23 protein-coding genes and 2 pseudogenes are annotated in these 26656 nt (G+C 47.4%); 12 read left to right on the top strand and 13 right to left on the bottom strand.

From position 1 onward, the window contains the following. The first annotated feature begins 782 nt into the window (after positions 1–782). Together KOSB73_RS08020 and KOSB73_RS08015 are read left to right on the top strand one after the other, a co-directional pair. Positions 783–1037, top strand: coding sequence for a hypothetical protein (locus KOSB73_RS08020; RefSeq protein WP_073395573.1), 255 nt, complete (start codon positions 783–785; stop codon positions 1035–1037). After that, a complete protein-coding gene (locus tag KOSB73_RS08015; protein WP_098140367.1) occupies positions 1037–1321 on the top strand; it encodes a conjugal transfer protein TraD in 285 nt (94 codons plus the stop codon). The genes KOSB73_RS08020 and KOSB73_RS08015 overlap by 1 nt, the downstream gene beginning before the upstream one ends. Positions 1322–1442: 121 nt before the next feature. On the opposite strand, the gene KOSB73_RS08010 is transcribed toward KOSB73_RS08015, so the two are convergent. Both KOSB73_RS08010 and KOSB73_RS08005 read right to left on the bottom strand, forming a co-directional pair. Further along, the gene (locus KOSB73_RS08010) at positions 1443–2156 is read right to left on the bottom strand and encodes a hypothetical protein (protein WP_073395574.1); all 714 of its coding nucleotides are present in this window, start codon (positions 2154–2156) and stop codon (positions 1443–1445) included. A gap of 32 nt (positions 2157–2188) precedes the next feature. Beyond that, the gene (locus KOSB73_RS08005) at positions 2189–3526 is read right to left on the bottom strand and encodes an anti-phage deoxyguanosine triphosphatase (protein ID WP_073395576.1); all 1338 of its coding nucleotides are present in this window, start codon (positions 3524–3526) and stop codon (positions 2189–2191) included. A gap of 333 nt (positions 3527–3859) precedes the next feature. Between KOSB73_RS08005 and KOSB73_RS31485 the strand changes: the two are divergent. Beyond that, positions 3860–4563 (top strand): annotated as a pseudogene (locus tag KOSB73_RS31485) (shufflon system plasmid conjugative transfer pilus tip adhesin PilV); the annotation flags it as partial. 901 nt (positions 4564–5464) lie between these two features. Here the strand turns inward: KOSB73_RS31485 and KOSB73_RS30630 are convergent. The 4 genes from KOSB73_RS30630 to KOSB73_RS07985 form a co-directional block, all read right to left on the bottom strand. After that, a complete protein-coding gene (locus tag KOSB73_RS30630) occupies positions 5465–5674 on the bottom strand; it encodes a hypothetical protein (RefSeq protein ID WP_133116564.1) in 210 nt (69 codons plus the stop codon). 40 nt (positions 5675–5714) lie between these two features. Further along, complete coding sequence (locus KOSB73_RS07995; protein WP_098140366.1) at positions 5715–6968, bottom strand: DUF3644 domain-containing protein; 1254 nt, start codon at positions 6966–6968, stop codon at positions 5715–5717. Positions 6969–7044: 76 nt separating this feature from the next. After that, positions 7045–8025 carry a hypothetical protein gene (locus tag KOSB73_RS07990; protein ID WP_204320735.1) on the bottom strand — a complete coding sequence of 327 codons (981 nt, stop codon included), beginning with the start codon at positions 8023–8025 and terminating at the stop codon, positions 7045–7047. 83 nt (positions 8026–8108) lie between these two features. Further along, entirely contained in the window at positions 8109–9008 is a 900-nt protein-coding gene (locus KOSB73_RS07985) for a DUF4365 domain-containing protein (RefSeq protein ID WP_098140365.1), read from the bottom strand. A gap of 540 nt (positions 9009–9548) precedes the next feature. Here KOSB73_RS07985 and yafN point away from each other — a divergent pair. The 6 genes from yafN (at position 9549) to KOSB73_RS07955 (ending at position 15110) form a co-directional block, all read left to right on the top strand. Further along, positions 9549–9842 (top strand): type I toxin-antitoxin system antitoxin YafN, encoded by a 294-nt coding sequence (yafN, locus tag KOSB73_RS07980; RefSeq protein WP_073395581.1) that lies wholly within the window; start codon positions 9549–9551, stop codon positions 9840–9842. Continuing rightward, the gene (locus KOSB73_RS07975) at positions 9839–10243 is read left to right on the top strand and encodes a type II toxin-antitoxin system YafO family toxin (RefSeq protein ID WP_098140364.1); all 405 of its coding nucleotides are present in this window, start codon (positions 9839–9841) and stop codon (positions 10241–10243) included. Before yafN ends, KOSB73_RS07975 begins: the two co-directional genes overlap by 4 nt. A 696-nt stretch (positions 10244–10939) precedes the next feature. Then, positions 10940–11200: a hypothetical protein gene (locus tag KOSB73_RS07970; RefSeq protein ID WP_049089370.1), complete on the top strand. Its 261-nt coding sequence runs from the start codon at positions 10940–10942 to the stop codon at positions 11198–11200. Positions 11201–12217: 1017 nt separating this feature from the next. Further along, positions 12218–12775: a winged helix-turn-helix transcriptional regulator gene (locus KOSB73_RS07965; protein ID WP_024359106.1), complete on the top strand. Its 558-nt coding sequence runs from the start codon at positions 12218–12220 to the stop codon at positions 12773–12775. Positions 12776–12872: 97 nt separating this feature from the next. Then, positions 12873–14144, top strand: a complete 1272-nt coding sequence (fabF, locus tag KOSB73_RS07960; RefSeq protein WP_049085663.1) for a beta-ketoacyl-ACP synthase II — start codon at positions 12873–12875, stop codon at positions 14142–14144. A 270-nt stretch (positions 14145–14414) separates the two neighbouring features. Further along, positions 14415–15110, top strand: a complete 696-nt coding sequence (locus KOSB73_RS07955) for a DJ-1/PfpI family protein (protein ID WP_049085678.1) — start codon at positions 14415–14417, stop codon at positions 15108–15110. A gap of 179 nt (positions 15111–15289) precedes the next feature. Here KOSB73_RS07955 and KOSB73_RS07945 read toward each other — a convergent pair whose 3' ends face one another. Further along, complete coding sequence (locus tag KOSB73_RS07945; RefSeq protein ID WP_004132581.1) at positions 15290–15658, bottom strand: winged helix-turn-helix transcriptional regulator; 369 nt, start codon at positions 15656–15658, stop codon at positions 15290–15292. Positions 15659–15757: 99 nt separating this feature from the next. Here KOSB73_RS07945 and KOSB73_RS07940 point away from each other — a divergent pair, with 99 nt between their 5' ends. Then, a complete protein-coding gene (locus tag KOSB73_RS07940) occupies positions 15758–16504 on the top strand; it encodes an NADPH-dependent F420 reductase (RefSeq protein WP_049085662.1) in 747 nt (248 codons plus the stop codon). Positions 16505–16957: 453 nt separating this feature from the next. Here the strand turns inward: KOSB73_RS07940 and fabF (KOSB73_RS07935) are convergent, their stop codons facing one another. From fabF (KOSB73_RS07935) to KOSB73_RS07920, 4 genes are all read right to left on the bottom strand, one after another. Next, positions 16958–18244, bottom strand: a complete 1287-nt coding sequence (gene fabF / locus KOSB73_RS07935; protein ID WP_098140363.1) for a beta-ketoacyl-ACP synthase II — start codon at positions 18242–18244, stop codon at positions 16958–16960. A gap of 81 nt (positions 18245–18325) precedes the next feature. Continuing rightward, positions 18326–21415: an efflux RND transporter permease subunit gene (locus KOSB73_RS07930; RefSeq protein WP_098140362.1), complete on the bottom strand. Its 3090-nt coding sequence runs from the start codon at positions 21413–21415 to the stop codon at positions 18326–18328. Then, on the bottom strand, positions 21412–22521 hold the full coding sequence (locus KOSB73_RS07925) for an efflux RND transporter periplasmic adaptor subunit (protein WP_049085660.1): 1110 nt from the start codon (positions 22519–22521) through the stop codon (positions 21412–21414). Before KOSB73_RS07925 ends, KOSB73_RS07930 begins: the two co-directional genes overlap by 4 nt. A 68-nt stretch (positions 22522–22589) precedes the next feature. Then, the gene (locus KOSB73_RS07920; protein ID WP_049085659.1) at positions 22590–23210 is read right to left on the bottom strand and encodes a TetR/AcrR family transcriptional regulator; all 621 of its coding nucleotides are present in this window, start codon (positions 23208–23210) and stop codon (positions 22590–22592) included. A gap of 88 nt (positions 23211–23298) precedes the next feature. Here KOSB73_RS07920 and KOSB73_RS31105 point away from each other — a divergent pair. Then, positions 23299–23571, top strand: a pseudogene (locus KOSB73_RS31105) (TolC family protein); the annotation flags it as partial. A 104-nt stretch (positions 23572–23675) separates the two neighbouring features. Beyond that, positions 23676–24161, top strand: coding sequence for a pyrroline-5-carboxylate reductase family protein (locus tag KOSB73_RS07910; protein ID WP_053086601.1), 486 nt, complete (start codon positions 23676–23678; stop codon positions 24159–24161). 166 nt (positions 24162–24327) lie between these two features. Here KOSB73_RS07910 and KOSB73_RS07905 read toward each other — a convergent pair whose 3' ends face one another. Continuing rightward, complete coding sequence (locus KOSB73_RS07905; protein WP_049085656.1) at positions 24328–25617, bottom strand: anaerobic C4-dicarboxylate transporter family protein; 1290 nt, start codon at positions 25615–25617, stop codon at positions 24328–24330. Positions 25618–25729: 112 nt separating this feature from the next. Then, complete coding sequence (locus tag KOSB73_RS07900) at positions 25730–26578, bottom strand: fumarylacetoacetate hydrolase family protein (RefSeq protein ID WP_098140360.1); 849 nt, start codon at positions 26576–26578, stop codon at positions 25730–25732. Positions 26579–26656: the final 78 nt, after the last annotated feature.

Genomic DNA, 26656 nt, shown 5'->3' with positions numbered 1-26656 from the left:
TTTTAGCCTGCGGCAGGCAACCGTCGGTAGACCCCACACGCTCACGAAGTGAGTGTATAAGTGGGCATTGTTTTTTCTAACAATGTAAAAGCCCCTACTTAATTAATACGAAATATATTAATGTCTGTAAAACAAAACGCCGAATTAAGCGGCGCAATCTAGATGAAAGGGCGAAGTATTACGCGATATTAACCCGATGGGTTTTAGATGGGGTCCGAAGGACAAGAAGAGTGTTAATTTATCCCGCCGTAAGGCGGGAAAGCCCTAAAACAATAAAATAGTAGCTTTTTGTCTGTAGTTTTCCCTGTGGCAACCTTCACAGGTTAGGATGGGAAATCATAGTGAAAATTTAAGAGATAATATGAAAAACATTAACGAGAAAAATTAAGTAACGTGGTGAGTATTAGACAAAACAGTTAGTGATTACTATCGTATAGTGTTGCTTAATTTATTGCCATAAATTTACCATCCCTTTCAACTGGTCAGGATTCCATGTATTGATGGTATGAATATTCTGATGCTTTGAATCGCTCAAATATATGCGTTTAACCTATTTAATAGATCATATATAAGCGGTTAAGTTAGATTCTATCTATCTTTTTCTTAATAACTATAATTGCCTACATAAGTGATATAAGTTAAATGAAATGATTAATGCTGTGGCGTGGGATTTAAATATAAGCCTTATGAGCTTGCATTTTATAAAATAAAATTAGTTTCCTGTGTTGATAATTATTAAAAATATGGTAAAGGATAACCTATAACAAACATAAGGAGGTTTAATGTATAAAAATAATGATGAAGCCATTGATTGGGAAGCCAAAAAACTTCTTGATGAAGGTGTTTATACCGATACGGAACAAGCCTATTTAGAAGCAGAAAAGATAGTAATAAATATTAGGGAACAAGCAAAGAAGCGCCAGATAAAGCAACAGTTCAAGATGAAAATAAGATCAATCAAGAAACAGATTAGTAATGGTTATGACTATGCTGACATCCCTTATTCCAACAAGAAAAAACATTGGGGAGATAAATAATGACAACAAAAACAATTAAACAACAAATTGCTTCAGCGCAGGAACGTCTATACTTCTTGGAAGCCAAAAAGAAACAACAAACAAAAAAAAAGAATACTCGTCAGAAAATTATTTTCGGTGCAGAGGTTGCCAAAGTCTTAGGATGTGATATTGGTTATGTAGATAAGGAATTAGTCTTTGGGGTTCTGCTTGATATCCAGAATCTTCATGAGAGTGATATCAAAGCCTACCGAGTACAGGGCCAAACCTATATCGATACTGTTATAAACAGAACTAAGTCCTAATCATGTTTTTCACGTCCAAACGGTGAACCGGCCTAAAACTTGCTTTTAGGTCGGTGAACTGTTGAACAAGCCCCAGAGGGTGAGTCGGCAAGTATTTAAATGTTATTTAAATATCGCAAATCTAGTTTCTCCAATGCTTATGTTGTGGTGCTAAGAATAGACTTATTAACTTCTCTATAGTTAATTGTCTTAGGTAATTGTCTTGGCAAAAACACCCGCTACAATGTCTTTTTGTTAATAGTGTTAAAGGCAATTGAACATTGTTCAATTCTATACTTAACGATGCATGTGCTACATCATAAAGTATGGTTTCGTCATAAATTTGAACGCCGGGATCATCAAGAACTATTTCCTCCAAGTACTTAAATAGTACTGGGTGGTATGGTTTTCGTATTGTTATCATTTTGCGTTGGCGATCAAAATTATTCCAGTTCAGTAAAATGTCAGACATGCCTTGGAAGTATCTTTCATTACTTGACATGTTTGGGATCCAAAACATTGGGTTTGTTTTTGTTATCCATATATCTAAATTTTCATGAAGTAGAAAATCTATATTAAACTTGAACAAAACAGGACCATATAGGTTTTGTCTCGGGAAAAAACCATGAAGGTCCACTGTGTCCAAAAACACATCTCCCCAGACGTCATACTGCTTATCTTCCGGGTCGGATTCCTGCTTCGTTTGAAATGCTCCAAGTCTTTCAATATCACTTCTTGAAACTAGCCCCCCATTCCTAATAAAAGATATTGCAGTTGCTACAGTATTTGCATGATGAAAATACGTTATATCCTGTGAGCGTAAGAAAGAGTGTAGCTGTATGTTGTCAATCTTCATGCTTTATCCTTGTTGTAATTTTATATTTTTATCTACAACCTATCAAAAATTGAACCGATATCTGGTGTGAATAATTTGTGGTACAGTTTTGTTGCATAACTGTCAGTCATTCCAGATATATAATCGCATAAAACTCTGTTTTTATTTTCAGCATTTTTATAAGCACTGAGTGTATTTTTTGGAAGCAATCGGTTAGGATTTTCACGTAAGACTTCAAATATCCTTAATATGATTTGTTGACCTTTATATTCTAAAACCTGAACTTCTGGAGTTTTTATTACCCGATTCATGACGAATTTTTTTAACGCTTTCAAGATGCTCATGCTGTCATTATCTTGGGTGGCTTTTAGCATTAAAAGTGGTGTGTCGAAAACATCATTCCTTTCAACATGTATAGATGAAATAAAATACCCTACTAATTTACTTATTGCATGTTTTCTTTCTTTATTAGAACCATCGAAGAGATTTTCATTATAGAAATCAATGTTTTCTGCCAGTTGATTATTATTATGAGCTAAAATTATTGGGATAATATCGCTTTCCCACATGCTTTTAGTTATGAGACCTAATGCTATACCGTCTTCTAAATCATGAACTCCATATGAAATATCATCAGCAAGCTCCATAATTGTCGTGTCAAATGATTTGAAAATTGTTTCATGATGATTGCTCTCTACAAATTTAATGGTTGAAAATATCTCAATGTCATTTTTAGGGATTTCTTTAAAAATCCAATCAAGTAAATTTTTTTCATCATCAAGATAACATTTTGGGGGGTGCCAGTTATCTAAATTTAAGGGAAGAATAGTTTGGGATATTTCCTTTTGATTATAGTTTCTTACTTTGCTATATGGAGCCGGATATTTTACCAGTCCTAAAAGGGTTCTTCGAGTCAAATCCATGCCATGATTTGGTGAGTATTCGGCAAGGCGACTAACAATTCTTAGGGTCTGCCCGTTGCCTTCAAATCCACCCGAATCAATCATTGAATAGTTAAGTGCTACTTCACCACCATGACCGAAAGGAGGGTGACCTATATCATGACTCAAACCGATAGCCTCAATCAGGCTTAAGGATGGAATCCACGATCTAATGAGTTCATCTGTCGTATACTTTTCATGTAATCTTTCACAAATGGCAGAGCCTATCTGTGCTACCTCTAAAGAATGTGTTAATCGTGTCCGGTAAAAATCATTTTCTCCGAGTCCTAATACTTGCGTCTTAGTTTGTAATCGTCTAAATGCTGCCGAATGAATAACCCTTGCTCTGTCTCTTTGGTACTGGCTGTCCTCAGTATTTGAATTGAATTCTTTTACAGGGTAGTTATCATCATCATTCTGTTTTCTTCTACTCCAGTACGCAGTATTCATGCATTAACCCTCTGATTTTTAATGGCATTATTACACTGATTTTTTTGGCATAGTTTTGGCATAGAAAGATTTAAAGCTGTATTCTATTTTATCTAATAATTTAGATTTGTGGGATATGGTTTGTTATACAGTGCATGGATAGGGTGGTAACAATAACATTCAGTTATTATATTGATTTTAACTAACTCAATGATGACTTAAAGTTCAACCTAAGGTGTGTGTTTATCAGGTGTTCATAACTAAAAAATGTTTTTTTAATTTCAGAGGTAATATTGACCACTTTTTTATTTTTGCTAATTAACAATTACGTGAAAGTAAAAAGGACGATGAAAAATGAAAATAATAAATAAAAAAGGTTTTTCCTTATTGGGAATAACATTAGTTTTAGGTATTGGCTCTGCAATGACATTCATAAAGTTTCAGGACATGAAGCAAGATCAAGAAGCCATCATGGCTAATACCGTTGGTGCTCAAATGAAACAGATGGGGGAAGCGGTTAATCGTTATATCAGTATTCATTTTGACAAGCTTTCAACCCTGACATCCAGCAGCAGCCAGACAAGCGATCCGGGACCAAGAACCTGTTCGGCTAATGGTTGTGAAATTACTTATCAGACGTTGGTTAATGAAGGGCTGTTGCCTGCGGGTCATACTGGCGTCAATATGCAAAAATCTTCTTATAAAATCCTGCTAAAACGCGCTGGAACAACGCCTAACTACTGATAATAACAACGTTGCCTTGGTCAGAAGGAGACCGTATTCGCTATGACTTATTAGGCCGTGCTATGCAAACAGCAGGGATTGATAGCGGTATGACGCAATCTGCATCTGTCGCATCAGGTACGAGTGGTCAATGGACTGAGAACCAAAATAACTATAGTGGGATTAATGCGGCTGGATTGCTGGCCTACCGAGTAGGATACGATTCCTCCATGTATTCTGTTTACCTACATCGTGATGGCACATTGCCAATGACGGGCGATCTCAACATGGGAGGTCAAAGCATCAACAACGCCAAAGACATTACCGCGTCCGGTGATGTCAATGCGGTTTCGTTTAATGGTTCCTATGGGCGCTTTGCCAAGAATGTCAGTGTTTCAGAAGATCTGGTGGTGACGGGCTTCTCTACCTTTGGCAAAAACGTATCCATGAACAGCTATCTGACCGTTAAGAATGGCATTGATTCGAATAGCTATGTTGCTGCCAAGACTAACAGCAGCCGTCTCCAAATTGGCGGCGGTGGGTCCAGTAATCAGAATGCGGTGTTGATTAACGTCGCAGGCGGGGCGGGTGATGGCTACCTCTCCCTTAATGGCGATAACAACTCATCGGTTAAGCTTGATGTATGGGGAAGTCAAAAGCTTCGCGGTGATCTTGTTTTGTCAGCATCTAATGATGGTAAAACCACCGGTGGCATCAGTGCATCAGGCAATATTGCTGGTAGATACATTCAACCCACATCAATAGCCACTACCGGGGAGACATGCTTACCTACGGACTTATCAGCAAGGCAACCGATGGATCGCCAGTATGGTGTATTGATGGCGAATGGAAGGGTAATGAAGGGAACACGATTGTTTCGTCTGGGAGCATCAACAACAATTCCGCGTTTACTTGCCGAAGTGGTGCTTCTGGCAAAATACTGGTTCACGCTTACTTCAACTGGGTGGTTTACTATGCCGTTTATCAAATGACAGCCAATCTTTATGCCAATGGCCTACTTGTTGAATCTGATAAAACCGCTGCCTTTGAATATGATCATGGCAGGGCATCAGGTTCAAGTGTGACGCTATTCCACACCGTAGAGACGCCATCGGGTAGTGATTATACCTTTTCAGTTGCGGCTACAAGCGATAACCTTGTGAAGGTGAGTTATTCTTGTGTGGGCGTGTAAATTGACATTTTTAATTTTAAATCTCGTTGTATCTGAATGGCTATTTAAGGTAAGCCATCCATCACGAAAATACCCCACAATATCCTTCGTGTGTTGATTAATTTTCTCAATACCTTATCTCTGTATTTATCAATAACAAATATGGAGGTAATCAATGGAAATAAATAACGCAAACCAAAAAATCCAGCAAGGGTTCTCTTTTTTGTAATTGCTCCTTGTGCTTGGCACCATTGCTGCTTTAATTGTTGGCGCATTTACCGTGTATCCAATGCTTTTCATTATGGATTATTATTGTTAAATAGTTTGCCTCCTGATCTGACTTAGTTTTTCTGGATTTTTTAGTTCTGTAGTTAAAAATTTTACCCACTGTTGTGTGTAAAGATATCCTTCAAAACCCTCCACAAAACCAGAATATTCACCTTTGAAGTTTCTTTCTATTTCTCTTGGCCTTGCCTCATAATATTTCCAGCATTTAGTATGGAGGGCCATATTGAAATCTAGTATTTTTTTAGCCAAAGCTTCTACAACTTTTGACGGCCTAAGTTTAAACGGATTTTCAACACCCTTTATAAATGCAACTCCCTGCTCATAGTTCTCTCTTTCCTCTTCTGTTAATTTGTTTACATTAATAAACTCAATAGCCATATCGGACGAACTTGCATGATTTCCTAATTTCGGAACTAAAAATGCTCGAATCCTATATTTTTGACTTTCAACTAAATCGTTGCCTAAATCATTGCGATAAGTTTCCATATACTCACGGACTACCTTGTAATTTTCTTTTTGCATCTGTTTTAATGCGTCGATTTGAGCTTGCTCTGAAACCCGAGTCAATTGCATTGCTATGGCAAGACTTGTCGCTAGCGCATGTTCATCACCAAACTCTTCTACTAAAATATTTTCAAAATTAATTAAAGCAGATTGGCATTCTCCACAAACCGCAAGATCTATAGCAGGTAAACTTCGATGCTCTATTCTATTTCGCAATCCAATAAGAAAAATTATATTTGCTTTTTCAGGTGTCATAACACCACGCCAGTATTCATCTATGCATTCTGCAAGTTCCCATGCTTTTTCCTCGCCATCAATGAAAATTTTTTCTGCATTATCATTAAAATGAAAATAATTAATTCCTTTTTTATTAAAAATAGCATGAAATAATGAAGTGTAAGCGATGATGATATTTACAATGAATCCATGAGTTTTGAATTCTGTGTATGGATTATTATAAGTGCTTACTGCTAGTAGGGCGAATTCTTTAGCTTTATGAATGAAGATTCCTTTTATTGATTGATCGGTCGTCTGTTGAAGCTTTTGACTGTGAACTGATCTAAACTCCTCTTTACTTAGATAAATAATTCCTGAGGTTGTATATTGTGAACCATCTTTTTCAATGTACTGATGCCAACGTTTAGACGGATAGGTTCGACAAGTGTCAATAGCCCAACCAGTGGTTTCAACAAGTTGTTCTATTGTGAAAGCTTCACCTTTCTTTTCCATTTTGCTCAAAAATTCATATGCTAAATCAACTTTATCATATCTATTCATTCTTTGATCCTTGCAATCTGATTATATATAAATATATTTTAATAGCTGACTGATATTCGATATTTAGAGCAGTTGTTCAAGATGAGTGATCCTTGTTTGATAGTAAAATATTGTTAGGTGTTTTCTTCATCTTTCTACTAAGCACTGAAAGTAAGGTGTCAGCATCAAAATTATCTCTTGGGTCAATTACTTGTATTGAAACATCAGGCCAAAGTGCTTGGGCACTTGCTATATTTGGAAATGGATCAACTAAAATAACTTTTTGGAGGTTAGAACCATGCTTCTTTAAATACTCTAGCAATGCCTGATCGTATGGGTTAAATGCAAAACCAAATATAATTAAAATGTTACTTTGTTCTAATAGTTTTGCTCCTAAAGTCCAAGTATACTGTAGTTCTACTGGTGGTTTTTTTTCTGGTGCTGGTGGAATAATTAGTGCTTTTCCATTTCTTCCCGGTTTTCCACTTGTGTATTTTGTATTTATATCCCAAGACAACGAACCGTGTAATTTAGCTAATGAAATTGAACCAGTAACCTGTAAGTGTGCATTTTGCCATGGGAATAATGGATTTATTCCTCTTCCGAACAATTGTTCACCGATGACACCGTAGTTAAATCCAGACATACCCAAAGCACACTCAGTAATTGTATCGTAATTACAAGTAAGAATTCCACTTAAACCATTTTCGCTTAATTTCGCAAAGAACTCTCGAAGATACTTTATTCTTTCATTTTCTCTAATTGATCTCTCATCAAACATTGCCGAAGTATATGAACCCCTGATTTTAGTCATGAATGGTTCTGTTAGGCGACGACTCACATACCAAATTATGCGACTTTTTCTATGCGATGATTTATTCATGCACCAATAGACAAATTTTTCAGGAGTTACATCAGGATTTTTTTTCCGCCAATCTCCCCAATCCTTTTCAATTAAAGCTAGTTTTTTTACCTCTTGCTCTGATGTCGCCGAGATATTTAAATCAAATAATTGATTTACTAAAGGTAAGTCGAATGCCCATTTCGAAAAACCAGCTCCTAAAAATAGAGTTATCATACTATCTCCTTGTCGTGCGTAATATTTAATCTATGTTATGTGGTATAGCCCAGTGTCCGTAGAGAGCAAGCTTGGATTATATGTTATATATCCTGCACCAAACAATCGATAATATCTTTAAGTAGTAGTATTTCTTTCGGTGTCGGTAAATTAGACTTCATCAGTTCTGATAACATTTTTATAATATCTGTTTTGTATTTTAACAGATCTGTTATTAGTTCGAAACCACGGTCGCAATCATTTTCATACGCAAATATTACACCTTTGATTACATTATATAATTCTGGTATTGTAATTTTATTTAGACGTTCTTTGAAGAAATTCCGTTGTTCATTTGTAACAACAGGAAAATGCCATGACAATCTATATCCAACATCATAAATGACTTCCGGATTGCTCTCTGATGAAAAGAATGCGGCAGTTAACCGCTTCCATATAATTATTTTATCAGTGTTAGATGTTTTATTATCACTGTCTAATGAATCAAAGTTGTTCAACTTTTCTTCTGTTATTGGTCGCTTGTAATAATTTCTAATATAATTAATAAGATAACAGCAAGGGCTGTTCTCAATAGATAATTCATTGGAGATGTCTATCTTCTGAATTATTGTGCTAGAGGAGTTGTTGCTAATGATTTCTTTTGAGTGGTTTTCTAGATTGAACCATGCAGCAGTTTTAAGTTTAGGAGAAAAGACAATGCCTATGCTTGGTATTGTAAGATTGGCCCAATATTTATAATGTTCTTTACTAGCTTTAAATGTGAATACCCTTTTCTTGTGGTCTACAAATGAGTCACCACTTTTTATCTGTACTCCAGCTAACATGCCAGTAGCAGAACCATCTTTATCAACTAATTCAATTTGCCCATCTATGCCAATATCACTTGAGCTTGTTTCGCGAAAGATAATACCTGATATTGACAAAGCGTACCCAGCAAAATATACGCCAGCTCTGCTAATTAATTCAGTTTTTGGGGCTTTCAAGTGCTATCTCCACTAAGTATAATAATTTAATGAAAATTGTCTATTTTATAAATTGTAAATCACTCTGTTTCTATTTCATTATTTTACTCATTCCAAACTAACGTTAAAGCAATATTTTTTCAACTTTTTTTTCTGAGGCTAACGAAGTGATGAACCACGAAAATCTCCTTGATGTTTACAAATTATTCACACTCACTTAGGATAAATAATGCAACTATAACTAATAGACCAATGTGCATTTCTGACCGAAGTCGAAGTGGTTATATAAGATTAGGGTGTCTCTTGAGGCCCTCACACGTAAACTCAAAATTGAATCATCTCATCCCGGGTAAAGAACAGAAAATGAAACGACCACTCATTTTCGGAATGCGTTTTTCAAGATGCTTAGCCTAGCAGACCTTGGCTGCACATGCACGACAACACCCTCACAGCTCATCATGCACTCATAAGTAGACTTTAATCTCCTCAGTACATTTAAACTAGATGTACGCTTTGGTGTGCATTATAATGTATGTAATAAAACACGATTTTAGGTGATCTATGGAACGTATCCTCGCAGAAAAATCTATCAACATCACCGAGTTACGAAAGAACCCGGCGAAATATTTTATTGATGAACCGGTTGCCGTTCTCTCAAACAACCGTCCCGCTGGCTACATGGTTAGTGCTAAGGTGTTTGAAGAGCTGATCGATCTGTTGGAAGAGAAGCAGGGCAGGGTTCATACCGGTGCGCGATTCAGGCCAACGGCTGAACGTTTAAGTGATATTGCGGATAGTGGACAGAAACTGCTGCAAAACGCCTCTGACAAGGATCTGACCGAGTTCACGGAATGAGTATCAGGATTTTCAAGTCAGCACTGATCCGTCAACAATTAAGCCAACAAGAGCTTGATGATTTGGCGGCGGATTTTCTGTCCTATAAAAAGGATGGCGTGTTGCCAGATACCTTTGGGCGTGATGCGCCTTATGATGATGACCGCACCTATCCCTTGGTAAAAGAAGAGCAAGTGGCCCACATTCATCTTGCCGATGCGGATGCCCCTTTCCCGAAGTTTTTACGTCAGTTCAAACGAACCAGCGATCAGGCGCATTTGGTATACTGCCAAGGTGCGATGGACCCTGATGCCTATCTGTTGATTATCATTCTGAAACCCGAAGCGCATAAAATGGCGCGTAACAATAACCATATGCATAAGATCGGGATGATGGCCGAAGCGTTCAGGATGAAGCATTAAGTTGGACAAAAAACACTCTGTCATTTAGGGCAGAAAAACATATGGGGGCATCAATGGGGGCATGTAGGTAGTTGAAACAGAGTATTAGTTAATACTATCAATATGATAGTGGTCAGGTATTGTTCCTATTATCGCACTCACACAACAAAATCCATTAAAAACAATAACTTAAAGAGTATTTCTCTCTCAAGTTACGATCTTCTTTTAAGGGATTCTATGACCAACAGTTGCCGCTATGGTTAACAGTGGCTACTCAGGGATGTTAGCACGTAGCGGCCTGTAGCTGTAAAGCTCGAACAGGCACAAAGCGTGAACAGTCCACACGAACCGCTATCAACTCGAAGCTGATGACGCTGCCAACGTCTTTAAACCATCCCAAAACAGATTGATCGCACGCATTTAAGCCCGATGTGCGGCCTTGTGCCGCCTAAACAGGTGAATAGTGGTAAATGCCCCGGTAGCTACAGATCCGGCTCTGCCAGCGCTTCGCTCACGCTCCGAAAGGTACACCAGTACCCTGATAAGGTGTGATCCTTCTGACGACCTATAGTGGAACAAGCTGGCGAGTTAAGAAGAGAAAATGTAAAAATAACTTTGGAAAACTTTTTCAATACATTCAAGCGCTTTTCAATCAAACTCTCTCGTAATGGAGAATTTGATGATCAAGAAACTGAGTTCAAAGAGTAAGGAATCATCATGAGCATTTACTTTAATGAGCACGGTAGCGCTATTGGATACCACGTAGAAGGACGTTGGACAATCAAAGGTGATTATTTGCAAGTCGAACAGGGCACGAGCATTCAGGGCGGCTTGTACAAAATTAACGATAATAAAGTGAAATACCCATTCGACTACAAAGAGGTTGAGGGAGTAATCGATACTGAGAAACTCACCTTCACCGTGAATGGTCAAGCGTATGCAATGAAGAAAATGAAAACAAATCCGTGGGATGTATAGCTTTAAGGGGGCAGGCCAAACCGCTGACTCATATGAGTTGATAAGCAAAATTAATTTCGTCAGGAATGTGTTGGGAAGACTTACAATTCAAAGAGATGAGTAATCTTAAAAGCCCTGACCATTGCAGCCAGGGCTTTTAAGGTACTACAGACTTCAGATTTAACATTAATGGACTTAATAAAATGATACAGCTATTTATACTGCTTTCAAATGTACCCGTTCACTACAGATAATATTGGGCATTAATACTAAAAAACCTCCCTCTATATATCTCGTTATACACTGCCTGCGCTTTCAAGAGCTAAGCGTGGCTACTTAAACAAGCACATCACCCATCGCGACATATACTCTTTGATGCGTTGCCCTTTACTGATACGGTTGCCATCAAAAAACGAAACCGCCAGCATAAACTAAAAAAACAAGGCCTTACATCGTCGCGCTAACACTACCATTTTGCGAATCAGCACAATCACTACGAGGCCTGAAAGCGAACTACATCCCAAACTACAAACTTCGTGGCCTGTAAAGCAAAATGGCTTAACCCAGAACTTCTTTTCATTTAGCAACTTACTAACCACTTTCATTGTGCTGCTGAGTACTAATTTACTTATTTGAGATTTGCGGTCAATACTGTTTTTTAAAACATGTTTTTATTAACAGCGATAGTGACTGTGCTGCATCCCGCTATTCATTGTATCGATGCTCCTGGCACAGGGCTGCCGTTTCAGCCCTCACCACCGGTTTACTCAGGCTTGCACCTATCTGCCGCGATGCAGCATTTGTATTTGGAATGCAGTAACTCGACTTAATCAATATTCATCCGGTACTTTTCAATGCACTTGCCCGGTACACCGCCGCTTTCCGCTAAGCCGTATCGCCACCCTGTATTGGTATATCGCGGTCTACCTTAACTACTGCGCCATGAACCTGCTAAGAGAACATTTTTAAGTGACTTGCATTTTGATAGTTACTATGTCAATTTGCTTCTGAAAGCCACCAATTCATTCAGGTCTGTCCATGAAAAATGAACCGCTTTTTCACGCTCCCTGCCCCATCGCCCGTAGTCTTGGCCGCATCGGTGACAGTTGGAGCATAATGATCCTGCGCGACGCCTTTGCGGGCTTTACCCGCTTTGACGAGTTCCAGAAAAGCAGTAACGTCGCGCCCAATATTCTTTCGCGCCGCCTGAAGTCACTGGTAGACGATGGACTACTGGAGAAGATTTGCTACAGCAGCACACCGCCTCGTTACGAATACCACCTCACGCAAAGCGGTCGCGATTTTCGCATGGTGCTGCTGGCGTTGGCGGAATGGGGTAACCGCAACTTCGCACCCGAAGGCCGTCAGATGCAATTGGTGGAAAGTGAAACCCTGCGGCACGTGGAGCCGATCCTGGTCGATAAAGCGACCGGTGAAGAGATTATCCCGGATAAATACACCATGGTGCCGGGACCCGCAGCCTCGCCGATGATGAAATACCGTCACGAATATTTGCAGCGCAAACGCGAAGGTTATAGTGGGCAAAAATTCCAACCCGAGTCTTATAGAGATGCCAGCGATGAATCCGGCCAGTAAAAAAAGAGCCTTCATCATGATCGTTTTTTGATGGCCGTGCTGCTGGTTCTATTGATGGAAATACCGCCGGAACACTAATATTACAGGAGAGTTGATTATGGGCGTTTCAGTTAAACGCATTGTCATAACCGGGATGGGGATTGTCAGCCCTCTGGGGTGCGGCGTACAGCATGTCTGGCAATCTCTGCTGGCAGGGAAGTCAGGTATTACAAAGCTTAGCGAGCAGTTGGTCGCGGATATTCCCTGCAAAGTGGCTGGACTGGTTCCGTCCATCGAACACGATGCGTTGCACGGCTTCGATCCACTAGCGATCATCCCGGCCAAAGAGCGCAAAAAAATGGATCGCTTTATCGAGTTTGCGCTGGTTGCCGCGCATGAGGCGCTAACGCAGGCCAGGTGGTCGCCTGAATCAGCGACAGAACAAGAACGCACCGCAACGGTCATTGCCACCGGGATCGGCGGGTTCGGCGAGATCGCCAATGCGGTACATACGACGGATGAGCGCGGGCCGCGTCGCCTGTCTCCGTTCACCATCCCCTCTTTTCTTGCCAACCTGGCCGCCGGGCATGTGTCTATCGCCCACGGTTTCCGTGGCCCCATAGGCGCGCCGGTAACCGCCTGCGCGGCAGGCGCGCAGGCCATTGGCGATGCTGCACGGATGATCCACAGCGGCGAGGCAGATATCGCCCTCTGCGGTGGTGCAGAAGCGGCAATTCATCGTGTTAGTCTTGCTGGGTTTGCTGCAGCAAAGGCGCTTTCCAGCTCCTCCAACGACCATCCGGAAGCCGCTTCCCGCCCCTTTGACCGCGACCGCGATGGTTTTGTAATGGGAGAAGGTGCCGGGCTTATCGTGATTGAGTCGCTGGAGCACGCGCTAGCGCGAGGCGCCACGCCGCTGGCCGAGCTTGTCGGCTACGGCACCAGCGCTGATGCTTATCACTTGACCGCTGGCCCGGAAGATGGTGATGGCGCACGCCGGGCCATGGAAATGGCCATTCGTCAGGCGGGGATCTCAGCAGAAGAGATTGACCATATTAACGCTCACGCCACTTCGACTCAGGTTGGAGACAAAGGTGAACTTGCGGCGATTAAAAAACTGTTTGGCGCACATCCCGTCGCCATTACCTCGACGAAATCAGCAACCGGCCATCTATTAGGCGCAGCTGGCGGGATTGAGGCTATTTTCACCATTCAGGCGTTGCGCGACCAGATGGTGCCGCCGACGCTGAACCTGCATCACCCCGATGAAAACGCGGAAGGTCTGAACCTGGTGGCGCTGGTGGCCCGCCCACAGAAGATGCGTTATGCGCTTTCGAACGGTTTTGGTTTTGGCGGTGTCAACGCCAGCCTGCTGCTGAAACGCTGGTAATAATAGTTCAGCTCCCCCTCTGGAAAGGTCGGTGGGGGACTTCCACCAGAGCAAAATATTCAGTCACTGATTTCCAACTAATACTCAGAAATGTATCCTTGAGAAAACATAAAGAAGTTCGCCTGACCAACTGGCGACAGGTAGCTAAGATCATTTGATGAGTTACACTACGATCCCCTCGTCAAAACAGACAGGCATTCGTCCTGTCGAGACATGCTTCAGTGCATTGACAAACCTATTGAAACAATCATTTTTAGAGAAAGGACTTTTATGAGTCATTCCACAGATATATCAATCGGTCTGCTCCTGTTCCCTGCTCTTACTCAGCTTGATTTGACTGGTCCATATGAAGTCTTTACACGGGCTCCAGATACAAAGGTTCATCTCATCTGGAAAAACCTGGACCTTGTGGTTTCAGATCGCGGTATGGCGATTCAACCAACCACCACATTCAATGCGTGTCCCGCACTGGATGTAATTTGTGTCCCCGGAGGGCCTGGCCAGATAAACCTGATGGAGGATGAAGAAGTCCTTTCGTTTATCCGGGCTCAAAGTAAACAAGCAAAGCTGATAACCTCTGTTTGCACCGGAGCGCTTGTGCTGGGCGCCGCAGGGCTTCTGGATGGATATAAAGCGACGACGCACTGGGCTTCACTGGGGCAGTTGGAGTTGTTGGGCGCAGAGCCGGTAAATGAGCGCGTAGTACGTGACCGCAACCGTATCACGGGCGCAGGAGTGACTTCAGGTATCGATTTTGCCCTCAATGTCGTATCAGAAATATTCGGATCTGATATTGCACAAAATATTCAGTTGCATATGGAATATGACCCAGCCCCTCCCTTTAACTGTGGCTCGCCCCGCTCCGCATCTGAAGAACAACTAAAAAAAGCCCAGCAACAAGTTGCGCCATTTATTGAAAAGAGACTGCAAGCTACGTTGAAAGCAGCAGCCAAACTTCATAAATAAGGGAGTAGCGAAAGGCGTTTCCCTTTTCATTTTCAACGTCTGCTTCTGGCACTAAGCTGACCATCTGACCGAGCTTGAGGTCCGCTAAGAGCAGACAGCGAACGTCGGTTATGACGAAACAAGTCTCGAAGATCATTGCGGAAAATATAAACAATTCGGGATATATCGGCCTGATTATCTCAACCAGGCTCAAGGCCAAGCGTTTCCCGACGCAGCAGGGCCCATTCAATCAATGCCGCCATAGATGGGCCCAGTGCTGTTCCCAGTTCCGTGAGGGAGTATTCAACACGAGGCGGGACTTCAGGATAAAGCGTCCGCAATATAATCCCATCTTTTTCCAGCTGCTTAAGCTGCTGTATAAGCATCTTTTGATTTACCCCCTCGATCCTACGTTCAAGCTCAGAAAAGCGCAGTGGAACTTTAGCGGCGAAAAGCTGGCATAAAATGATTGTTTTCCATTTACCTTCAATAATCTTCAGGGCTTCGCTGGTAACCTGCGCCCATACGAGCCGTTGTTCAGGTATATCACAACGCCAGTCTCTTTCCATACTTACCTCCAGTAAGCTACCCACTATTTTGTGTGTTCTTGTGGTTACCACAGTAAGGGATTAGTGTACCCCCTATTGCAAACAACTTCAGGAGTGAAGATGAGAATCGGCGTAATTGGTACAGGCAATATTGGCGGTACGCTTGCACGTAAATTAAGCGAAGCTGGGCATGAGGTAAAAGTGGCAAACTCACGCGGTTTAGACGCGGTAAGGGAATTTGCCAGTGAAATTAACGCAGTGCCGGCGGACATATATGGTGCAGTGACTGACGTAGATGCCGTTATTCTGTCAATTCCATTCCCGGCGGTGAGTAGCCTGCCTGATGGGTTTTTCTCGGGTTTACCTCCACATGTCCCTGTCATTGATACGAGCAACTATTATCCAGGTCTGCGCGATCCGCAGATTGCTGCGCTGGATGAAGATCGGACGGAAAGCGAATGGGTTCAGGAGCAGATTGGGCATCCCGTTATCAAAGCCTTCAACAATATACTCGCCGACTCTCTGGCAGAACTGGGGCTGCCTGAGGGGAGCCGCGGTCGCCTGGCGGTCGCAGTAGCAGGAGATCATCCAGCCGCAGTACAGATCACGATGTCCCTGGTTAACGATACCGGCTTTGACCCCGTATTTTCCGGGTCTATCGCTGAATCATGGCGTCAGCAGCCGTGCACGCCATCCTATTGTTGCGACTGGGAGGCTGCCACCATGCTTCGCGCTTTCCCCCTGGCGAAAAAGGGAGAAGGACGGGCCCGTCTGCCTTCGCTTTATGCCAGCTTCGGTAAGCTGGGTGAGGCGCCAACACACGAAGATATCATTGATAATAATCGAGCCATCAACTGGCCTGTATAACGTGGCTGCCGATGATGACGAAAGCGGTACCTGCCTGAGCGGCGGCAAAATGCACATTCTTTAGAAGAATCGATGGTCAGAAGCTGGCTTAGCAATCCATTGCAAATCATTGTTGGAAAAGGTGAACCACGCTTTAAGATCGCCACTCGCCCTAAGAATGCCTGTTATACAGCAAATAAGACATTATTTGACTTTAGGGTTAACCGATATTTTTCCATAAAAAAAACCACTGCCAGTGGCGACAGTGGTTAATAGTACAGCTTTTATTATATTATGCAGAAATTAGCGTTGGGCACTGAGGCCAATATCTTTATTCAGGCGTTGATCTGTAGACGATACGGACAACAAAAAAATAAAGCTGAATTATGATGATAAGAACCAAATGGCCAAAATAAAAACGACTCCCCCGGGCTCTTATCAATAAACGCTTCAGGATTAAGTCGTGGCACGCCATCACGTCGTTTCCCAGCGACGAAACAGAAGACTCGCATTGACGCCACCGAAACCAAAACCGTTTGATAATGCATAGGTTATAGCAGCAGGACGGGCCTTTAACGCGACAAGATCCAGGCCCTGCCCCGCCTCATCCGGATGATGCAGATTCAACGTCGGCGGTATAACCTGATCGCGTAAGGCAAGCACGGTAAATATGGCCTCAACACCCCCTGCGGCCCCCAGCAGATGGCCGGTGGCAGATTTTGTCGAACTGATAGCGACAGCCGATCCCCCACCGAACACAGACCTGATGGCCGCCAGTTCGCCTTTGTCTCCTACCTGCGTTGAGGTGGCATGGGCGTTGATGTGCTGGATCTCATCGGCCTTCACCTGCGCCTGAGCCAAAGCCAGTTCAATTGCCCGACGTGCGCCGCTACCGTCTTCCGGCCCGGCGGTAAGATGCCATGCATCGGCGCTGGTGCCATATCCCACCAGTTCAGCCAGAGGGGTCGTGCCGCGCGCAAGCGCGTGCTCAAGAGATTCAATCACTAATAACCCGGCACCTTCCGCCATAACAAACCCGTCCCGATCGCGATCGAAGGGTCTTGACGCTTCAGCCGGGTTTTCCGAAAACCCGGTGGAGAGCGCACGCGCCGCGGCAAAGCACCCCAGGGTAACGCGATCGATTGCGGCCTCCGTACCCCCACAAATGGCGATATCAGCTTCGCCGCTTCTGATAAGCCGGGCCGCATCGCCAATCGCCTGCACGCCTGCCGCACATGCTGTGATCGGCGCGCCAAGCGGCCCCCTGAAACCATGTCGGATCGAGATATGGCCTGCAGCCATATTGGCGAGAAAAGAGGGCGCAGTGAACGGCGATAGTCGCCGTGGGCCGCGCGTATCGGTAGTCCTTACCGCATCAGCAATCGCGCCAAACCCTCCCACACCGGATGCGATAATGGTTGCTGTGCGTTGCTGCGAGTCATCATCCACCGGGCGCCAGCCTGCCTGCGTCAGCGCTTCCTCGGCCGCCATGAGCGCAAACTCAATGAAACGGTCCATTTTCTTTCGCTCTTTTGTCGGTATAAACCGCTCCGGGTCATAGCCGGCTTCAGGATCTTCGACAACAGAAGGTACCAGGCCTGCGACAGCGACACCGGTTCCGTCACTGACGTCTGGCGAAAGACGCCTTATCCCCGATTGGCCCTTAAGAAGCCTGCGCCAGGCTATCTCTGTATCGCATCCCAGAGGGCCGATCATGCCGCATCCGGTTACGACTATTCGCTTTCGCCTTTCGAGAGCCATCGTTAAATCCTCATCATTCGGGTCGATATTTTCAGGGCCACCGGAACGTCGTCTGGCGACCCTTTCTTTAGTGCATCACGGTCAAACTGCAGCCTGCGGTTCCGCAGGTTTCTGCGTATCAGGACGTATTTTGAACCAGATGGCATACATGGCGGGCAGGAACACCAGCGTGATAATGGTGCCGCCAAACGTCCCGCCAATCAGCGTGTAGGCCAGCGTCCCCCAGAACACCGAGTGCGTCAGCGGGATAAACGCCAGTATGGCCGCCATCGCCGTCAGCAATACTGGTCTAGCCCGCTGCACCGTTGCCTCCACCACCGCATGGAAGGGTGCCAGCCCCTCCTGCTCGTTGTGATGGATCTGGCCTATCAGGATCAGGGTGTTGCGCATCAGAATGCCGGACAGCGCAATCAGCCCGACGAGGGTATTGATGCCAAAAGGCTGGTTGAAGAGCAGCAGCGTTGGCACCACCCCAATCAGCCCCAGCGGCGCGGTGAGGAAGACCATCACCATCGCCGCCATCGACCGCACCTGCAGGATGATAATCAACAGCGTCATGGCAATCATGATAGGGAACAGCGGCACCATCGCTTTGGTGGCTTTCCCGGACTCTTCGATCGAACCCGCCTGCTCGATGCGGTATCCGTCCGGCAGCGTATAGATGACCGGCTGCAGCGCCTTCGTGATGGCGGTAGAAACATCCGGCGGCTGCAGATTTTCGGCTATATCTCCCCTGACAGTTATGGTCGGTATACGATCGCGACGGCGCATAACCGGCTCTTCCATTTGCACCTCAACCTCGCCAATCTGAGACAGCGGAATGCGCTGCCCGGCAGCCCCCACCAGGGTAAAGCCGGCAATTTTTGCCGGGTCAAGCCGGATATCCCCCGCCGCGCGTCCCATGACCTGTACCGAACGGATATCTTCCCGTACCGAGGTGATCGGAATCCCTGAAAGCAGGAACTGAAGCTGCTGCGCGGCCGCATTCGAGGTCAGCCCCACCGCCTGCAGGCGATCCTGATTGAGCGTGAAGTGCAGCGCCGGTACTCGCGGCCCCCAGTCGGTGTTGACGGTTCTCATCATTGGACTGGCCTGCATCACTTTTTCGACCTTATCTGCGATTTCGCGCAGCGTGGTAGGGTCAGGCCCCATGACGCGGTAAGCCACCGGATAGGGTGAATAGGGACCAAACACCAGCTGGGTCACGCGCACGCGCGCCTCGGGCGTCAGCCCACCGGCCACCGCTTCACGCAGTCTGAACTTAAGCGCCTCGCGGGCTTCCGGGTTGTCCGTCAGCACGACTATTTTCGCAAATGACGGGTCAGGCAGCTCGGGGGCCATGGCCAGAAAGAAACGCGGCGCCCCCTGCCCGATGTAGGAGGTGACGATTTTTGCCTCTTTCTGCTTTCTCAGCCAGGCTTCGATTTTCGCCGCGGTGGCATTGGTCTGCTCGATAGCGGTGCCATAGGGCATCTGCACTTCAACCAGCACCTCAGGACGGTCGGAGGTGGGGAAAAATTGTTTTTTCACCAGCCCCATGCCGAGTATCGCGACCGTAAAGACGGCAATCACGGTACCCGCTACGATCCACTTGCGCGCGATAACCCAGGCCAGCAACCGGCGAAAACGGTTGTAATGACGGGTGTTGTAAATCGCTGCGTGTCCCCCCTCTACCTTTTTGATATCGGGCAGCATCTTCACGCCCAGATAAGGCGTAAACACCACCGCGACAATCCAGGAGGCAATAAGGGCGATACCGACGATCCAGAACATGTTGCTGGTATATTCGCCGGCGGTGGACTGGGCAAAACCGTTAGGCATGAAACCAACGGCGGTGACCAGCGTACCGGCGAGCATCGGGGCGGCGGTGTGGCTCCAGGCATAGGCGGAGGCTTTGATGCGGTCGTAGCCCTCTTCCATTTTCACCACCATCATTTCGATGGCGATGATGGCATCATCGACCAGCAGCCCGAGCGCCAGGATCAGCGAGCCCAGGGTGATACGGTCAAAGTTTTTACCGGAAGCTTCCATCACCACGAAGACAATCGCCAGCGTTAACGGTACGGCAGCGGCGACCACTACGCCCACGCGCCACCCCATGCTGACGAAACAGACCACCATCACCACCAGCAGCGCGACAAAGAACTTGATCATAAACTCGTCAACGGCGGAGCTGATGTTGACCGACTGGTCGGTGACCTTGGTCAGGGTCATGCCGAGCGGCATACCCGCATTAATTTTGGCCGTTTCCGCATCCAGCGCCTTACCCAGATCCAGCCCGTTCCAGCCGTCCCGCATCACGATGCCCAGCAGCAGCGCCGTTTCCCCCTGGTTGCGGATCTGGAAGGTTGCCGGATCTTCGTAACCCCGCTCAACGGTCGCCACGTCCGATAGCTGCAGGGTCCGGCCCTGGACAACAATGGGGGTTTCGCGGATTTTCTCCAGTTTGTCAAAAGCGCCATCCAGGCGAATAAAGACCTGCGGTCCTTTAGTGTCAATCGATCCAGCGGGCGTCAGGACGTTCTGGCTGTTAAGGGCGGAGAAAATATCCTGAGGGGAAACGCCCAGCGTGGCCAGCCGGTCATGCGAGAACGAAACAAAGATGCGTTCGGCCTGTTCGCCGATAATATTGACCTTCTTCACCCCCGGCACGTGCAGAAGACGCTGACGCAGCGATTCCGCATCGCGAACCAGCAGCCGCTGTGGCTCTCCTTTCGCCTTCAGCGCAAAGAGCGCGAAGGTGACGTCGGAAAATTCGTCATTGAACATCGGTCCGATAACGCCTGCCGGCAGGTTTTTGGCCTCATCGCCGAGCTTCTTGCGCGCCTGATAGAACTCTTCCTGCACCTGTGAAGGCGGCGTGCTGTCCTGCAGTGACAGCATGGTATAAGCCAGACCGGGACGGGTGTAGGTTTCACTACGGTCATACCACTTGAGCTCCTGCATCCGCTTTTCAAGCGGTTCAGCAACCTGATCCTGCATCTCCTGCGCGGTAGCGCCCGGCCAGGCAGAAATAATCGTCATCTGCTTGACGGTAAACGGCGGGTCTTCCGCGCGCCCCAGTTCGAAAAACGACAAAACCCCGGCCACGGTAATCAGGATAATGAGGAACAGCGTGATGGAACGCTCGCGAACGGCCAGCGCTGAAAGATTGAATTTGCCGTCGCTCATGGCCGACTCCCGGCGACGCTGGCATCGTTCTGTACAGCCATGCGTACGGCCTCACCGTCATGCAGCAGATGCGCCCCGAGCGCGACCACCTTCTCGCCAGGCTGGAGATTACCGGATACCTGCGCCGCATCATCACTCAATCCCAGCACCTGAACGGACCGCCACGACACTTTGGCTGGCTGACCTGAAATCTGCCAGACGCCCGGCCCTTTGCCCGGATCGTAGAGGGAGGCTAATGGCACCTGCATAACCTGGTTCGGTAATTTACCGTCTGCAATGTGCAGCGTCACGGTGGATCCCAGCGGCGCATTCGCCAGCGCCCCTTCAAGCACATATCTCGCCTCGAAGGTGCGGGTGACCGGATCGGCCGCATCGGAAAGGAGACGCAGTTTCGCCGGGACCGTCTGTTTACCGGTGCCGTACAACATGGCCTCGGCCTCGCTTGCGGGAGCCGGACGTAACGTTTCGGGTAACTGCACGCTGGCCTCGCGCTGGCCCGCTCTGGCCAGACGAACCACCGGCTGACCGGCGCTAACCACCTGACCGGGTTCAGCCAGAGTCTCCATAACCACGCCGTCGGCGTCGGCCAGCAGCACTGTGTAGCCCGTGGCGTTTTGCGCCACATTCGCCTGGGCCTGAGCCGCATTGAGTTCAGCTTTGGCCGTATCGGCGGCCGCCTTAATCTGGTCGTAGGCCGATGCCGACACCGCCCCTGCCGCGACCAGACCGCGGTAACGCGCCTCATCCGCCGCAGCTTGTTTTGCGCGGGCCCGTGCGGCCGCGACAGCCTGTTGCTGAGCCTGCGCCTGCAGGCCGAGGTCCACGGGATCCAGACGCATCAACGGCTGGCCGCGCTTGACGTTCTGACCGGTATCGACGAGACGTTCAAGAATTTTGCCCTGCACTCTGAAACCGAGATCGCTTTGAACGCGGGCGACAACAACGCCGGTAAACGCGCGGGAGGCATCCATCGCACTCACTACGGTCGCAGACCTGACCAGAGGAGGCTGAGTGCGGGGATCGTCTGTGCCGGAAACGTCACCGCAGGCCGCGAGGGCAAACGGCAGCAGGCAAACGGCAAGAGGGGCTGATTTGAGCCTGAGCATGGAGTTCCTTAAACATTTTGACAGGACAGTTGAACCATACTCTTTCATGTGACCAATTAAGTCAATGGTCACTTTTGGATTGCTAAACTTCTGAGTATTAATGAGGAGAGCAGGACGGCCGCAGTGGGTGCGGTATCGAGGTTAAATTGCAGCTGTAAAGGGCAAATATAAGGCTGCATGACCAGACAGATGGCATCAGCGGTCTCGTCCAGCGGGGTTTTGCGTTCAAACTCCCCCGCCTGCCGACCTTCCTGAATGATGTGCTGTATTAGCTGTCGCAGCTGCTGCTGATAGACGGCGGCGGAAGGCCAGCGCTCCCGGGAGGCAACGGCAGCAATGTCATAAAGCTTGCGATCGTGGAAGAACAGATCGTTACCGGCTTCGATCAGCGCGTTCAATAACCGCCTCAGCTTTTCGGAGGCGGTAGGCGCATCGGCAATCGCGTCATTGACGACCTCAGAGATTTTCGCCAGCCTGTTAGCACAAATGACTTCTCCAATCGCCTGTTTTGAATCGAAAAATTTGTATATATAGGCTTTTGAAAAACCAATCGTTTTCGCCAGATCTGACACGGTGGTCTTCTCGTAGCCGAAATACCCGAAGTGCTCCGTAGCGGCTTCCACAATCCGATCGCGGACGCAATGGTCCGACGGTCCCCGTGAGGAGTGTGCATTTGTGTATTTTGTCATTTTTCCAGCTTAGCCCAGAAGGCCCCGATTGACAACTTGTGACCATTTGGTAATGTAGTCACAAATCACAGTTGACTCAAGGCACATCATGTTTCTCCTGCGTACTCTTGTCCTGGCCGTCACGGCTGGCTTACTGGCGGGCTGTGCCGTTGGGCCGGATTATCATCGTCCCGATGCACCGCTTTTGAAGCACTATCACTCTCAGCCTGCCGTCCAGCAAAGAAGCGCCTCGCGGATCGCCAGTTTTGATGTGTGGTGGGAAGGGTTTAACGACCCGATGTTGAGTTCATTGGTGTCTGACGCACTCGCGCAGAATCTGGATCTTGCTCAGGCAACCGCGCGGATGGCCCAGGCCCGCGCAGATCGCCTCTGTGGGGATGCCGGCCGACCTGCTTCGCCGGAGACCGGATATTATCGTGGCGGAGCGTCATCTCGCCGCCTCTCATGCACGTAACCGGGGGACGAATGAAAAGAATAGGCGTTCTGGGCGTGGATGCGTTAAGCGAAAAACTGATCGCAGGATTCTTTCAGGCGGAAACGGGCGCCCAGGTGTTTCTGTCCCCGGCAAACAGCGAACGGGCTCAAAGGCTGGCAAGGAAATTTCCCTGCTGGACCCTGGACAATCACCAGGCGGTCATTGATGAAGCGGATGTCATTATTATTAGCGTTAACCCTGATACTTTAAATGAACTCGCGCGCGGTGTGCGGTTACGCGATTCACACACCCTGATTTCGCTTGTACCAGGTATTCAGTCCCGAACCCTACGTGAGATATTCCAGCCTGCAAACTGCGTCAGATTACGCCTGGCATATAGTGATGGAATAAATCAATCCGCAGTCATCCTCACCGCAGCGGATGAAGAAATACAGCGCCTGTTTGCCTCGTTAGGGCCGCTCTTAGTGGCGGCCGACGAATCGGATTTTGATTCAACAACCGAAGGCCCTGTCTGAGCGGTGATTTCTATTTGGTTTTACAACAATTCTGACCAGCACGGGAATGATAACTCCCTGAAAACGGCTCATCTGCCCCCCTCGAATAAACGTGACAATTTTCGCCATGTTTTAGAGATAATCACCGGCCTGCTCCCCAACCTATCGCAGGCCAGATTGGCGTGATTCACCGAATTATAAGAGCCAGCCCCGCGGCGAAGAGAATAGAAAGCAGCACCGATGCCAGGCCAGGCAGCAGAAAAGGGTGATCGATAATATGTCGCCCCAGTTTGGTGGAGCCGGTATCGTCCAGCTCTACCGCTGCCAGTAACGTCGGGTAATTTGGCAAAATAAAAAGAGAAGCCGTAGCCGGAAAGCAGGCGACCAAAATAGCGGGAGCAACGCCCATGCTCAGCGCGGCAGGGAATAAAATTTTTGTTGAAGCCGCCTGCGAATACAAGAAACATGATGCCGCCATAATGATGAGCGCCAACATAATGGGCGAATCCAATAAATGTGACGAGACCGCGCTTTGCAGCCACTGTTGATTACTGTCCATAAAGGTGGAACCCAGCCAGGCGACGCCAAGGATACAGATGCAGGAGGTCATCCCGGTTTTAAACACCGAGCCGGACGGGACCTTGTGGACGTTAACCCGGCAGCACACCACAATCAGCAGCGCAACGCCCATCATCACCCCTACCCGCGCCTGCCCGCTGCTCATGACCGGATGGGCAATCAGCCCTAATTTTGGACTGGTGACAATCGCATAGGCCAGAACCGCAACCAGCCCAACGATAAAGATCAGCACCGAACGACCGGCATAGGGCGGGATAGCCCGCTCAGTCCGTGCCTTAACCTGAACCGGATTGTCACAGAGCCGATCCTGCTGGCGGATTCTGTCCCAGAACAGGTAAAAAAAGGAGGTGACCAGCAGCGCAAGAAAGGTGGACGGTATTGATACCGCAATGAGCTCAATATAGCCCCAGCCGTCATGCCCTTTCTCCAGTATCCCCGAGAAAAAAATCACCGCCGCGGAAATGGGCGACGCCACAATACCCAGCAAAGACGCGCTGACGGAGAGAGCAAGCGCGCGGGTAGGTTTTATATTGTTCTCTTTCGCCACGCCGACAATAACCGGCATACAGGCAAAGGAGACCTGCCCGGTGCTGGCCATCATGGTTAATAGCCAGGTGGAAAGCGGCGCGGTGATGACTAACAATCGCGGATAGCGGCGCAGCAGGCGCTCGGTGAGGTCAACAAGATATTCAATACCGCCGGCCTCCTGCATGGCGGCAATCGCCACGATCACCACCATGATAAACACGATAACCAGCATCGGCATATCGCCCGGCGTCGCGCCGAGCGCGCTGAGGACAATCACGCCGGCGCCGCCGGCAAACCCCACGCCGATCCCGCCAACCCGCATGCCGATGTACAGAAACAGCAGCACCACCAGAAACTGGACCAATATCATATATTGCCTCCACGGCTCCCTGTCCGGCATTAACCCTTCGCAAGATGACATGGCCGCCGGGCAAACTCGCGCTCACCATATCTTTGGATGTAACCTGCCGGTGAACGACAATTTATCGCGATACAGCGGCATCGCTGCACACGGTGTGAATCAGGCATCCGATCTGCTCAATCTCAACTTCCACCTTGTCCCCGGGCTGCATAAAGAGCGGCGGCGTACGTTTTTTTCCGATACCGCCGGGGGTGCCGGTCAGGATAACGTCTCCCGGAGAGAGCGCGCTGAAGTTGCTGATATACGCAATGAGTTCGGCAATTGAATACAACATGCTGCCCGTATTATCCTGCTGCACCGTCTGGCCATTGAGCCGGGTGGTAATATTCAGATTTTGCGGGTCGGGGATATCATCCGCCGTCACCAGCCAGGGGCCGAAGCCGCCCGTTGCAGGCCAGTTTTTCCCGCCGGTAAAGCAGGCATGCTGCCAGTCGCGCACCGAGCCATCCATATAGCAGCTGTAGCCGGCAACATACTGCAGCGCCTCCTGCGCAGGGATATTGCGCCCTCCCCGGCCGATCACCAGCGCCATTTCGCCTTCATAGTCAAACTCATTGCTGCACTCCGGCTTGAGGAGCGGCGCCAGATGCCCGGTCTGCGAATCCGCAAAGCGGATGAATAGCACAGGATTCGCGGGCTTCTCGTTACCCGCAACGTTTTTATCGCGATAATTCACGCCGGCGCAGATGATTTTTTTCGGTTCAGTAATGACCGGCAGGAAAGCGATCTCGTTGAAGGAATAATGCGTTTTCTTCGCGGACGGCGGTAGAGTATCAAGCAGATGAAGGTGCGGCAGAAATTCAAGCAGACTGCCATATTGAGGGAACAGCGCCTGCAGATCGATGACGCCATCGGCGGTCGCCAGACCATATTTATTTTTATCATTAACGCGAAAGCTTAATAGTTTCATAAATCACCTTGGGAAGAGACAGAGGTGAAAGCCCCGACGTGATGATGAAGAGAATGAAATGATACCGGGGCGAAGTAA

Source organism: Klebsiella grimontii (assembly GCF_900200035.1).
Lineage (GTDB): Bacteria > Pseudomonadota > Gammaproteobacteria > Enterobacterales > Enterobacteriaceae > Klebsiella > Klebsiella grimontii.
This window is presented reverse-complemented; position numbering and strand designations above follow the sequence as displayed.

Excerpts from the sequence above, each read along its gene's own strand:
- KOSB73_RS07955 (WP_049085678.1), top strand. The coding sequence starts at position 14,415 with ATGAGTCATTCCACAGATATATCAATCGGTCTGCTCCTGTTCCCTGCT.
- KOSB73_RS07930 (WP_098140362.1), bottom strand. The coding sequence starts at position 21,415 with ATGAGCGACGGCAAATTCAATCTTTCAGCGCTGGCCGTTCGCGAGCGT.
- KOSB73_RS07920 (WP_049085659.1), bottom strand. The coding sequence starts at position 23,210 with ATGACAAAATACACAAATGCACACTCCTCACGGGGACCGTCGGACCAT.
- KOSB73_RS07965 (WP_024359106.1), top strand. The coding sequence starts at position 12,218 with ATGAAAAATGAACCGCTTTTTCACGCTCCCTGCCCCATCGCCCGTAGT.
- KOSB73_RS07910 (WP_053086601.1), top strand. The coding sequence starts at position 23,676 with ATGAAAAGAATAGGCGTTCTGGGCGTGGATGCGTTAAGCGAAAAACTG.
- KOSB73_RS07990 (WP_204320735.1), bottom strand. The coding sequence starts at position 8,025 with ATGATAACTCTATTTTTAGGAGCTGGTTTTTCGAAATGGGCATTCGAC.
- KOSB73_RS30630 (WP_133116564.1), bottom strand. The coding sequence starts at position 5,674 with ATGCGCCAACAATTAAAGCAGCAATGGTGCCAAGCACAAGGAGCAATT.
- KOSB73_RS07945 (WP_004132581.1), bottom strand. The coding sequence starts at position 15,658 with ATGGAAAGAGACTGGCGTTGTGATATACCTGAACAACGGCTCGTATGG.
- KOSB73_RS07970 (WP_049089370.1), top strand. The coding sequence starts at position 10,940 with ATGAGCATTTACTTTAATGAGCACGGTAGCGCTATTGGATACCACGTA.
- KOSB73_RS07940 (WP_049085662.1), top strand. The coding sequence starts at position 15,758 with ATGAGAATCGGCGTAATTGGTACAGGCAATATTGGCGGTACGCTTGCA.
- yafN (WP_073395581.1), top strand. The coding sequence starts at position 9,549 with ATGGAACGTATCCTCGCAGAAAAATCTATCAACATCACCGAGTTACGA.
- KOSB73_RS07995 (WP_098140366.1), bottom strand. The coding sequence starts at position 6,968 with ATGAATAGATATGATAAAGTTGATTTAGCATATGAATTTTTGAGCAAA.
- KOSB73_RS08005 (WP_073395576.1), bottom strand. The coding sequence starts at position 3,526 with ATGAATACTGCGTACTGGAGTAGAAGAAAACAGAATGATGATGATAAC.
- KOSB73_RS07905 (WP_049085656.1), bottom strand. The coding sequence starts at position 25,617 with ATGATATTGGTCCAGTTTCTGGTGGTGCTGCTGTTTCTGTACATCGGC.
- fabF (WP_049085663.1), top strand. The coding sequence starts at position 12,873 with ATGGGCGTTTCAGTTAAACGCATTGTCATAACCGGGATGGGGATTGTC.
- KOSB73_RS08020 (WP_073395573.1), top strand. The coding sequence starts at position 783 with ATGTATAAAAATAATGATGAAGCCATTGATTGGGAAGCCAAAAAACTT.
- KOSB73_RS07925 (WP_049085660.1), bottom strand. The coding sequence starts at position 22,521 with ATGCTCAGGCTCAAATCAGCCCCTCTTGCCGTTTGCCTGCTGCCGTTT.
- KOSB73_RS08015 (WP_098140367.1), top strand. The coding sequence starts at position 1,037 with ATGACAACAAAAACAATTAAACAACAAATTGCTTCAGCGCAGGAACGT.
- KOSB73_RS07975 (WP_098140364.1), top strand. The coding sequence starts at position 9,839 with ATGAGTATCAGGATTTTCAAGTCAGCACTGATCCGTCAACAATTAAGC.
- KOSB73_RS07900 (WP_098140360.1), bottom strand. The coding sequence starts at position 26,578 with ATGAAACTATTAAGCTTTCGCGTTAATGATAAAAATAAATATGGTCTG.
- KOSB73_RS08010 (WP_073395574.1), bottom strand. The coding sequence starts at position 2,156 with ATGAAGATTGACAACATACAGCTACACTCTTTCTTACGCTCACAGGAT.
- fabF (WP_098140363.1), bottom strand. The coding sequence starts at position 18,244 with ATGGCTCTCGAAAGGCGAAAGCGAATAGTCGTAACCGGATGCGGCATG.